The sequence below is a fragment of the Maribellus comscasis genome (assembly GCF_009762775.1).
Lineage (GTDB): Bacteria > Bacteroidota > Bacteroidia > Bacteroidales > Prolixibacteraceae > Draconibacterium > Draconibacterium comscasis.
This window is the reverse complement of the sequence record NZ_CP046401.1, coordinates 4,182,513-4,194,527: the sequence shown is the minus strand read 5'-3', so window position 1 is coordinate 4,194,527 and position 12,015 is coordinate 4,182,513. Positions and strand designations below refer to the sequence as shown.

At 38.6% G+C, this 12,015-nt stretch carries 7 protein-coding genes; all 7 read left to right on the top strand.

All coding sequences use genetic code 11. The features are described from left to right. The first annotated feature begins 2 nt into the window (after positions 1–2). The 7 genes from GM418_RS16520 (at position 3) to GM418_RS16490 (ending at position 11,953) form a co-directional block, all read left to right on the top strand. The gene (locus tag GM418_RS16520) at positions 3–1,604 is read left to right on the top strand and encodes a glycoside hydrolase family 31 protein (protein ID WP_158868278.1); all 1,602 of its coding nucleotides are present in this window, start codon (positions 3–5) and stop codon (positions 1,602–1,604) included. A 177-nt stretch (positions 1,605–1,781) separates the two neighbouring features. Continuing rightward, on the top strand, positions 1,782–2,387 hold the full coding sequence (locus tag GM418_RS16515) for an RNA polymerase sigma factor (protein ID WP_158868276.1): 606 nt from the start codon (positions 1,782–1,784) through the stop codon (positions 2,385–2,387). A gap of 90 nt (positions 2,388–2,477) precedes the next feature. After that, positions 2,478–3,584, top strand: a complete 1,107-nt coding sequence (locus GM418_RS16510; RefSeq protein WP_158868274.1) for a FecR family protein — start codon at positions 2,478–2,480, stop codon at positions 3,582–3,584. A 143-nt stretch (positions 3,585–3,727) separates the two neighbouring features. Further along, the gene (locus GM418_RS16505) at positions 3,728–7,066 is read left to right on the top strand and encodes a TonB-dependent receptor (protein WP_158868272.1); all 3,339 of its coding nucleotides are present in this window, start codon (positions 3,728–3,730) and stop codon (positions 7,064–7,066) included. Positions 7,067–7,077: 11 nt separating this feature from the next. Then, a complete protein-coding gene (locus GM418_RS16500) occupies positions 7,078–8,838 on the top strand; it encodes a RagB/SusD family nutrient uptake outer membrane protein (protein WP_158868270.1) in 1,761 nt (586 codons plus the stop codon). 141 nt (positions 8,839–8,979) lie between these two features. Next, complete coding sequence (locus GM418_RS16495) at positions 8,980–10,320, top strand: sulfatase family protein (protein WP_217447497.1); 1,341 nt, start codon at positions 8,980–8,982, stop codon at positions 10,318–10,320. 124 nt (positions 10,321–10,444) lie between these two features. Further along, the gene (locus GM418_RS16490) at positions 10,445–11,953 is read left to right on the top strand and encodes an alkaline phosphatase D family protein (RefSeq protein ID WP_217447496.1); all 1,509 of its coding nucleotides are present in this window, start codon (positions 10,445–10,447) and stop codon (positions 11,951–11,953) included. Positions 11,954–12,015 lie beyond the last annotated feature (62 nt).

Sequence of the window (12,015 nt, the reverse complement as noted above, 5' to 3'; positions counted from 1 at the left end):
ATATGAAATTCAGATTACTCTTTTTAAGCTTTATATTATTTCCAAACCTTGTATTGGTTGCGCAAAATCAACCGTTTAAAATCGATTTGCTTCCGGGTGAAAAAATCTGGTCGGGTGTCATCACCGACGGGCACAAAATGCCGCTCGCCGGTGGATTTGAATTTGACTTTTATGCCAATAATCAGGGAAATCAAACACAACCTTTATTATTAAGCAATAAAGGTTTGTATGTATGGAGCCAGAAACCTTACAAATTTGAAATCGGAAATAATGAGATTATCATTTCTGAAAACTATGGGAAAGTTGAACACGGTAGAAATGGAACCACGCTGAAAGAGGCCAGACAATTTGCGTCAGAACATTTCTTTCCTGCGTCGGGGAAAATGCCCGATGAAATGTTGTTTACTGAGCCACAGTACAACACATGGATCGAGTTGACCTACGACCAAAACCAGGAAGACATATTAAAATATGCCCATGCAATAATTAATAACGGATTTCCTCCGGGGGTTTTTATGATTGACGATACATGGCAGGAAGACTACGGACTTTGGAATTTCCACCCGGGGCGCTTCCCCAATCCACATCAAATGATGGATGAGCTACATAAAATGGGATTCAAAGTAATGTTATGGGTTTGCCCTTTTGTAAGTCCGGACCAGGCATTGATTGTCCGCGAAATTATGAAAGGTAAAGGATTTCTTCTTCAAAAGATAGATGAAACAACTACATGGGAAACAGCCCGGGAGCCAGCCATTATCAAATGGTGGAATGGGTATTCAGCGTTGCTCGACTTTAGTAATCCGGCTGCAGTCGGCTGGTTTAACAATCAACTCGACCGCCTCGTTAATGAATACGGAGTGGATGGTTTTAAACTTGATGCAGGAGATATGCAGTACTACCCACCCAATGCTCTGAGTAAAGGAAACGTAAGCCCCAATGAACAATGCGAGCTGTACGCCAGGATTGGATTACGTTACCCGCTGAATGAATACCGGGCGTGCTGGAAAATGGCAGGGCAGCCACTGGCCCAACGTTTACGCGATAAACAACATTCGTGGAGCGACATGCAAATGTTAATTCCACACATGATTGCAGAAGGACTTGCGGGATATACATTCTCTTGTCCCGACATGATTGGCGGTGGCGAATTTAGCAGTTTTCTCGATTTAAACAGCTATGACGAAGAGCTTGTTGTTCGCTCGGCACAATGCCACGCACTGATGCCCATGATGCAGTTTTCGGTAGCGCCGTGGCGGGTTTTAAATGAAAAAAATTTTGAGGCCGTAAAAAAAGCCGTGGAAATACGCAAAAAATTTACGCCTCTGATTTTGAAACGAGCAAAAGAATCAGCTAAGACTGGTGAACCTGTCATTTCAAATCTTGAATATTTTTATCCTAACCAGGGATTTGAAAATATTAAAGATGAATTCCTTTTAGGCGAAAATCTGTTGGTAGCGCCTGTTTACAAAAAGGAATATTCAAGAGAAGTGATCCTTCCCAATGGAAACTGGATTGCTGATGACGGAAAAAAATATAAAGGTGGAAAATCATACACTATCGACGTGCCGATTGATCGGATACCTTATTTTGAGAAACAATAAAGCATTTGATATAGATAACTTCGGCGGTCCATTATCGAAATCTCAAAAAAAATTTTAAGTCACGGAAGTGTTGACGATTGAATTAAAATTATAACTATTTAAATTCTGAGGAATAGTTCAATTTTTGATATATTTGAAAACCAGAGTAATTGAAGAGTTGCAATTTAAATGGTTGGAATGAATCGCTCAAATGCATTCAAAAAGAAAATAAATTTAGACGAAACTGTTGTAAAGAGATTTTCCGAAGGCAACATGGAAGCTTTTGATTATCTGTATTTCAAGTATTGCCACAGACTGCAACAATTTGTTTACGGATTATTAAAAACAGAAAGCGACGCAGAGGAAATTGTTCAGGAAATTTTTGTTAAACTATGGATTAACAGAGCATCATTAAAGGATTACAATGCATTTGAATCGTATTTGTTTAGTATTGCTTACAACTCAACTTTAGGCTATCTGCGCAAAAAAGCCAAAGAAAAAAAATATATTGAATATATAAAATCTATTCAGGTTATTTCAGAAGAAGCAACCGCCGAAAACAAACTGGATTTGAGTATTTTCAATGAGAAATTGGAAGAGGCAATTAACTGTATGCCTCCCCGTCAGCGTGAGGTTTTCCGACTAAAACACAAAGAGCATTTTTCGTATAAAGAGATAGCGCAAAAACTCAACATTTCAGTTAACACTGTTGAAAATCATATCGCAAAATCACATCGTTTTTTAAAACAGGAATTAAACAAGTATTATATTCCCTGCTTACTATTTTTTTCACTTTTTTTATAATTTTCTTAAAAAGAAGTAGTGGTTTTTGTTTTCTGGCTCATCTAACCATATAATAGTACACTTTTTAAAGTTGTATTTTATTGTTCAATTATGGAAAAAGAACCTAAAAGACCTGACAAAAAACAGTTGTCTGTATTGAAAAGTAAACTGCTTGACAAATATTTTAACAATACTTGTTCTCCAGATGAGCTTGATCTTTTATTTAGCTGGCTACTCGACAATTCAGACCAAGCCGAAAAACAGCGGATATTAGAAGTCCAGTGGAAAAAAGCGGTTTCTATAGCAAATAAGGAAACCCGGCCTCAAATGCAACAGCGTTTAGATAAAATACACCATAAAATCAATTTGGCCAATACGAATTATACCACAGAACAATCCAAAAATAAAAAGGTACGATACATCAACTGGCAAAAAATAGTCTACCGGGCTGCTGCTGTAATTCTACTTCCCGTTCTTACCTTATTTATTTATATCAATTATTTTCAGGAATCGGCAAACCTCATTTCTCTGAACCATAAAGCTGTAATCAACGAAATTGTATCTCCTGTCGGCTCCCGAACATCACTTGAATTAGCTGATGGTACAAAAGTGTGGCTAAACCACGGAAGCAAACTGCTCTATCCGCAAAATTTTGAAGGAAAAAACCGCACGGTAACGCTCGTTGGAGAAGGATATTTTGATGTAGCTCATAATCCCAAAAAACCATTTATCGTAAAAACCGATAGGATCAATGTAACAGCCCTGGGAACCAGATTCAATGTCAAAGCATATTCTGACGACAAAACCGTCTCGGCCACACTGAAATCAGGAAAAATTGAAGTAAAATCATCTAAAAATAAAATTACGATGAAACCAAATCAACACCTGAAACTTGGTTTAAATAACGAGAAATTTAAGGTTCAAAATGTAGATCCTGAGAAGTATATCTCCTGGAAAGACGGAAAATTGATTTTTGAAGATGATAACATAGAAAATATTGTAAAGAGACTTTCACGCTGGTATGATGTTGACATTGAAATTATCGATCCGGAAATTAAAGATCTAACTTATACTGCAACATTTATTGATGAACCGTTATTCCAAATATTAGAAATGCTTGCTGTTGTTACTCCCATAAAGTACGAAATACCTCGACGAAATAAACTACCTGATGGAACATATTCAAAAAGAATAATCAAGATTTACGCAAAAAATTAAAAAACAATAACAAATTAAATTCTAAAATGCTTATGAAAATACCTTCTTAAAACAGGCAGGAAAATGCTCCAACATCTTCCTGCCCTGAATTTTTAAAAATCCTTTTTAATAAAAAGATTAATAAAACAAAACGAAACAAAATTATGAAAAAAATTAGTCATTTTGCCCATTGGGTGAAAAATGCATTTTTATTGCAAAAAATATTGTTAATGATGAGAATAACTATTTTTTTACTACTCGTCTTCACCCTTCAGACATTGGGAATTGACAGCTATTCCCAGTCAACCAGACTTACACTTTCAATAACTAATAGTTCTTTAAAAGATGTACTTGGGACCATAGAAGACAACAGCGAATTTTATTTTCTTTACAGTTCGAAAATGATTGACGTAAACCAAACCGTTGATGCAAATTTCAAAGAACAAAATATTTTTGAAATTCTTGCTCAACTACTGAAAGACAAAAACATCGATTATGAAGTAAAAGACCGGCAAATTTTATTGTCTCCGTCTGGCAAAAACGCAGAATTATCCGGGAACTATTATCAGCAAGACAATACAATCAGCGGAACGGTGTCTGATACAAAAGGAGTTCCATTGCCCGGAGTAACAGTAGTGGTTCAAGGAACAACAAACGGAACCGTTACTGACGCAAATGGTTACTATACAATAAAAGCAAAAACCGGAGACATTCTGGGGTTCTCTTTTATTGGAATGAAGAGTATTGAAATTCCGGTAAATAACCAGTCAGAAATAAATGCCATACTGGAGGCGGATGTAATAGGTATTGACGAAGTGGTTGCAATCGGTTATGGAACCCAAAAAAAAGAAGATTTAACCGGCTCAATTGCCAGTGGCGACATGGATGCAGTTCTTGCACAACCCAACTTATCTGTATTAGAGGGTTTGCAAGGTATGGTTCCCGGATTAAATATCGGGCAAAGTAACCAGGCGGGTGAAAACCCGAGTCTTTCGATAAGAGGACAATCTACACTCTCAGGAGAACAAGACCCCCTCATCGTACTTGATGGTGTAATATTCCGGGGAAATTTAATTGACGTCAATCCAAGCGACATAAAATCCATCTCTGTTTTAAAAGATGCCAGTGCCCGTGCAATATACGGTTCACAGGCATCCAATGGTGTTATACAAATTGTTACTACAACGGGAAAAGGTGAAGCCAGTATAAAATACTCGGGAAGATTTTCCATTCAATCGCCACATAATCAGCTAAGAGCGGAAACTAACGGTGAAAAATTTATGCAGAAAATTGCATATTCAGACATCCAGCAAAGCAGAACGGCAGAATCGGGCTACCTTGAAGCAAACCCAGACTGGACAGAAACAACCAATTTTAAAACCAGTCACGAAATCAGGCAATACGAACTGGGAAGAACATATGACTGGTATGATGGAGTTACGACAGACAACCCGTATACAACGAGCCACAACATTTCAGTTTCCAATGCAACCGAAAAAAACAACTATTTTTCATCTATCGGCTACACCAAACAGGATGGTCATATGCTGGATGAACACTATGAAAGAATAAACGGAAGAATAAATCTATCAAGTAAACTTACCAACTGGTTGGAACTGGACATCCAAAGCTTCTTAACTTTAAGTGATTACGGTCCTCAAACCTATTCGCCAGCAGATCGTTATCTTGAGCCCTTTGCTACCCCTACAGAAGAGGATGGCACATTGGTACAAAGACCGGCAGGAAACGCTATAAACCCGCAAATTGAAGCAAAAGCGGATGTAGAAGACAAACGTTTTAACCTGGGAGCAAATATCACCGGGAATGTATATCTGCCCATAGAAGGCCTCAAATATCAAATGCGATTTGGAAATAACTATTTAACTACTCGTAAAAACTTTTTTGATGAAAGCGGAAATAGTTTCACCGGGCTTGCTTACAAAAGATACGATATTGAATATACAATGAGCCTGGATAACATTGTATCATACAATCAAACCTTTAATGATATTCATCAGATAGATGTTACACTTCTTTATGGAATTGAAAAAAGGGAACAGGAATATACACGTGCCGAGGGGGCTGGTTTTGCCAATACGGTGTTGGGTTTCGACAGGCTTCAGGCAGCAGATGCATCCCTTCAAACAATAGAATCCGGTGGTTGGAAAGAATCGAGTCTGTACAATATGGGAAGGATTTCCTACAAACTAATGAACAAGTATCTTGTAAATGCTACCATTAGGAGGGACGGTTTTTCAGGTTTCAGTGAAGCAAATAAATTCGGCTATTTTCCCTCATTGGCACTGGGCTGGGTTATTTCTGAAGAACCTTTTCTGAATAAATCATCGGATTGGCTCAACTGGCTAAAATTGAGAGTCTCTTATGGAGCAACCGGAAACAGAACGATTGGCAGGTACGACACACTTGCACAGGTTTCCGGAGAATCGGGATACATTACTTCTGATGGCTCTTCCATTTACACCCAATGGATTAGCGCACTTGAAAGCCCAAACTTAAGATGGGAAAAAACCACGGGTATAAACCTGGGTGTAGATTTCAGATTGTTTGACAGCCGGTTAAATGGTTCGCTCGACTATTATAATAACAATACAACAGATCTGCTTTATAACGTGAATATACCGGGAGTTAGCAGATTTCAGGTTTTTCCCGACAACCTGGGAAAAATCCACAATCACGGTGTAGAATTACAAATAACGAGTGTCAATATCAGAAAGAAAGACTTTTCATGGACGACCGATTTTAATTTTTCACGAAACAGGGATATAATTAAGGAACTTCTTGGATTTGACCTCGACGGAGACGGGAAGGAAGACGATTTGATTTCGGAAGGACTATTTATAAACGAATCGCTTGGAACCATATATGATTACAAAATTAACGGCATCTGGCAGTTAGATGACGATATCCCTGACGGATACGAATTTGGTTCTTACCGGGTTGTCGATCTGAATAACGACAGTAAATACGATGCTGATGATAAAACTATACTGGGAAACGAGCAGCCATCTTACCGTTTTTCTATTAATAATATAGTAAATTACAAGAACTGGACGTTACGCCTTTTTATCAATTCAGTACAGGGAGGAAACGGATGGTATTTGGGTGAAGATACGATGTACGGTTTTCTTATTTTTAACCAGGAAAATCATTTTAACATTACTTTTCCAACAGATATTGACTACTGGACACCGGAGAACCCAAATGCAAAATATCAAAGACCCGGGATTAATGGTTCATCCGGGATTGCAGGAACACGTTATACCTCCAGAAGTTTTATCCGCCTGAAAGACTTATCCATATCGTATACACTGGCCCCCCGCCGGATCGAATTTGTTAAAAGCATGCGCTTTATATTAAGTGGCAGGAATCTGCTCACGCTCACCAAATGGCCAGGGTGGGACCCTGAAACAGGAGAAGGGCTAACCCGCAATGGAAGACCTGTTATGGAAAGTTATTCTTTAGGAATTGATGTAACATTTTAAAAATTAAGACGATGAAATCCAATAATAAATATTTTAGAAGGATAAGTACTGATAAAATCTTGAGTGCGGTCATTTTATTTCTATTTCTTGCTATAATTCATTTTTCATGTAACGAAGATGAATTCCTGAAAACCGAACCCGTTGACTTTTACAGCCCTGAAAACTCTTATATTACAAGTAATGATTATGAGGCTGCGGTAATGAACTTGTATGCACGTGTAAGAGATAATTTCTTTAGCAGTGCCTCTGCTGGTGATTTTCCAAATGCAGGTTTCCAGGCTACCGATATTTTTCATATTCACAAAGACATGGGATTCGATACTGATTTAGCGTCCATCTTACTCCCAACGAATGATGCATTGGTTTATGATGCACTTTGGGAACCTGCATATCGAATAATCTATGATGCAAATGCTATTATTGAAAGATCTGCATCTGATGACAATGAATTAACTGCCGAAGAGAAAGTTTACTTTGCTTCAGAAGCAAAATTTTTCAGAGGTTATATGTATAAAATGCTGGCCAATCTTTATGGAAACGTACCGATTACTTTAGAAGAAACAAAATCGCCCAAAAGAGACTACGTAACATCTCCGCGAGAAGAGGTTTATCAGCAGGCAGCAACAGATTTAAAGAATGCCGCAGACAATCTGGAAAATATTGACGAAGTGGCGGATTACCGGATTAGCAATCTTGTAGCACTTCATATGTTATCAGAAGTTTACATATCCCTTGAAAAATGGCAGGACGCGGTTGATGCAGCTTCCTCTGTAATTGACCATCCGTCCACGGCACTAATGACCGAACGCTTTGGAGCCAGAAAAGACGAGAAAGCCTGGGTGACACAGGGTGAATTTGACACAGATGTATACTGGGATCTATTCCGTCAGGGTAATCAGAATCGTTCTACCGGGAATACAGAAGCCATTTGGGTTTTGGAATATGAATACAATATTCCGGGAGGAGGAGACGGATATGGAGGCCCATATCTGGAGAGACTTCTTGCTCCACGTGCCTGGCAGGCAAAAATTGAAAATAACGACGGGTCTACAAGCACATTGGTCCCGAATCCGAATGCATATGCTGCCGGACGTAGTTCCGGTTTTTTGCGTCCTACTCACTATTTTTATGAAACACTTTGGGAAAAAAGCGGATACGAGCAGGACCTCCGTAATTCGATGGCGAATATATTCAGAGATTTTATTGTGAGGAATCCAGCAAGTGATCATAATGGGAAATGGCTATTTAAAGACAATCTCCCAATACGAATGGCCAGCTTGAATGATACTACGCGAAACATGTATCCCTGGCTTACTAAAACATCCACCCCCGGAAAACAACCTGCTGAAGCATTCCTGCAAGATCCTGTTGTGGAAGGAGGACTCTCGTGGAGCCATGTTGCATTTAGAGATGTTTATGGCATCCGTCTCTCCGAAACCTACCTACTGAGGGCTGAAGCTTATTTTGGAATGAGTGAAACACAAAAAGCTGCAGACGACATAAACACAGTGCGAAACAGAGCTCAGGCACCTTTAATAGATGCGGGTGATGTGGATATCGACTACATTCTCGATGAAAGAGCAAGAGAATTATATGCCGAAGAATTCAGGGTTTTAACACTGGCCAGACTTGGAAAACTGGTAGAGAGAACAAAAAAATACAATCCGGTAAATGGTCCAAGCTATAATGATTATAACAACCTTTGGCCCATACCCTACAGCGAGATTGAAAAAAATCTGGAGGGCGATTTACAACAAAACCCGGGCTATTAATAGTTAAAAAGATTAATACTTCTGAACTGCTTATCATTCATTTGACAAGTAGTTCAGATTTATTTAATACCAAGGTTAAAGGCAACGTCCTTTTAGAATGGAATAAAAACACACCTCATGTTAATAATAAATAACTTATTAATGAAAAAATACGTTCTTTTCTTCATCCTTTTTTTAAGTTCCGAATTAATGGTAATAGCCTCAGAATCAGAAGAGCAAAAACCAAATATTATTTTAGTGATGGCCGACGACATGGGCTTTGAATGTTTGAGTTCCAACGGATGTGTGTCATATCATACGCCGTTTCTTGATAAACTATCAGCGGAAGGAATAAAATTCACCTATGCTTTTTCTCAACCCTTATGTACACCATCGCGGGTAAAGCTAATGACAGGAAAATACAATTACCGAAATTATAAAGCTTTCGGATATCTCGACATCAACGAGCAAACAATAGGGAATTTGCTAAAAAAAGCAGGGTATAAAACCTGTGTTGTAGGTAAATGGCAATTAAATGGCCTTAAAACCAAATTCGAAACTCAAACAGAAGAAATGCTACATCGCCCCTACCACTTTGGTTTTGATGAATACTGCCTGTGGAATTTTCTGGGCGATTCAGAACATCGTTATGCCAGTCCAAAACTTTTTCAAAATGGCAAACAGCTGGAAGGACTGGAAGATGCTTACGGACCTGATATAGTTAGCAATTATGCATTGGATTTTATTGAAAAAAATAAAGACAAGCCTTTTTTTCTCTATTACCCGATGATATTGGTGCATGACCCGTTTGTTCCTACACCTGATTCAAAAGAATGGTCAGATAAAAATCTCAGATACAAGCAAAACAATCGTTTTTTTAAGGATATGGTAGAGTACACTGATAAGATTATCAATAAACTTATCTCCCGATTAGAGGAATTGGAGCTAGCAGAAAACACCATTTTTATATTTACCTGCGACAATGGAACAAACTACAAGATTGTTACTCAAACAGTAAACGGCCCTTATCATGGAGGTAAAGGCACAATGCCCAACGCAGGAACTCATGTGCCTTTACTTATTTATAGTCCAAAAATTATAGAAAAAGGTTTTAAGTACAGTGAACTTTTTGAATTTAGTGATTTTCTTCCGACGTTGGCAGAACTTGCCGGTATTCCAGTACCTGCATATACCGATGGAAAAAGTTTAGCACCTTTAATCCTTGGAGATAAACAGGAGAACCGGAAAACTATTTTTATTCATTATGATCCTCTAAAAGGAGGCGGATCTGAACGTTGGTATGGAAGGTTTATCAGAAACAAGGAATATAAATTGTATAATGATGGCAGATTTTACAGCCTTAAAAAAGATGAATTGGAAAAGAACCCCATTCAAAAAAATGATTTGACAAATAAAGAATTAAAGTATTGGGAAATGTTTCAGCAAAAATTGGATGAAACACCACCTCACTATTTTAAACAACCCGCTGAATACAAGAAATAATAAGGTATAAAATAAAAATTTATGATCTTTGAGATAAGTTTTCCCGGAAAAGACCCGTCTTTACAAGATTAGTCTCCTCCTGGTTACTAAATTAGACAAGATCTAATCTACAAAAGAACAAACAATGAATAAATACACTATTCTGTTTCAATGCTGCTTCTTCCTTTCAATTTTACTTTTCGACAGCACGAACTGCTTTGGTTCCGAAAGCGATACCATCGTTCCGCGTTATAGGGTTACACTTCCTGAAGCACATGTTGGAAATTTGGATATCGATACCAGGTTACTTGACAGTTACGGACTTTTACCTGAAAACATCAGGCAGTTTTATTTTGATGCTCGTTCTGTTTTTTTGGGTACACCGGATGCTGATTTTACAAATCCCGGGATTATTGCGGCTGCCCGGAAAAACAATTTACCAATAATGGGCGGCCCCATGCTTGGAAAATTAAGCGAAAACAGTGTTAACATTTGGATACGTCCATCGACCTCAGAACCTTTGGTTGTGAAAGTAAAAAAATCGGGAAGCAGCGATGAAAAATCATATATAAAAAATTCGGTTGAACCAGGCGTAGAGCAAAGAATTATATTGGACGGTCTGTCTTCCGCTACCGAATACGAATATACAGTTTACACAAATGGGAAAGGAGTTGCAGAGGGCAGCTTTACTACCGCACCCGCTTCCGGCGAAAAAAATAGTTTCAGGATAGCCTTTGGATCATGTTTTCATAAAATAGGTTTACACAATCCCAATCTAATCAATCAAATTCTAAAAAGAGAGCCTCAGGCGATGATGCTTCTGGGAGATATTGCAGTGGACGACAGGGAGAACCGAATTAATTTGCACAGATCTGATTATATGCTTCGTGATATTTCAAAACCGTGGAAGGAGCTCGCAGCAAATGTTCCACTCTATACTTCCTGGGATGATCACGACTATTATAATAATGACCTTAGTGGTACCCCTAAAGGATTTACCACGGCAGACCGCGAAGCAGCCAGGGCGGTATGGCAGCAGAATTGGAACAACCCGGAAAACAAAAAGCCAGGTATTTATTTTAACTCACGTATCGGTCCTGTGGAAATAATAATGCTCGATACCCGCTCATGCCGGGAAAACGGACAAAGAGGCCGGTACGGATCGTATCTGGGCCCGGAACAACTCACATGGTTAAAAAAAACGTTAAAAAACTCCGAAGCTCCGTTTAAAATTATTAGCAGCGGCACCATGTGGAGCGACTATGTTAGTAATGGAAAGGATTCATGGGGAACCTGGGATACAAAAGCACGAGAAGAGATTTTTGCTTTTATTGAATCAGAAAATATCTCCGGCGTTTTATTAATTAGCGGCGATCGGCACGGAGCACGCGGATTTACAATTCCCCGGCCATCGGGATTTAAACTTTATGAATTTGAGGCTGCTTCGCTTGGAGGTGTTCCGGGGCCTGATGCGATGGCCAAAGACAGTACAAACCAGTTATTTGGGTATCACGGAACAGCGGCCGTTGCCTTTGGTGAATTTACTTTTGACATTCAAGAGGATACACCTGCTGTTACTTTCAGGCTAATCGATCAGTTCGGCAACATATTGGAAAAATACACACTGCCATATAAAAAGTTAACACCACCTTAAACAGAAGATGACAGAAATTTTGTCGCTTTATTTTATACATTTGAAACAACAACAATAAAAAC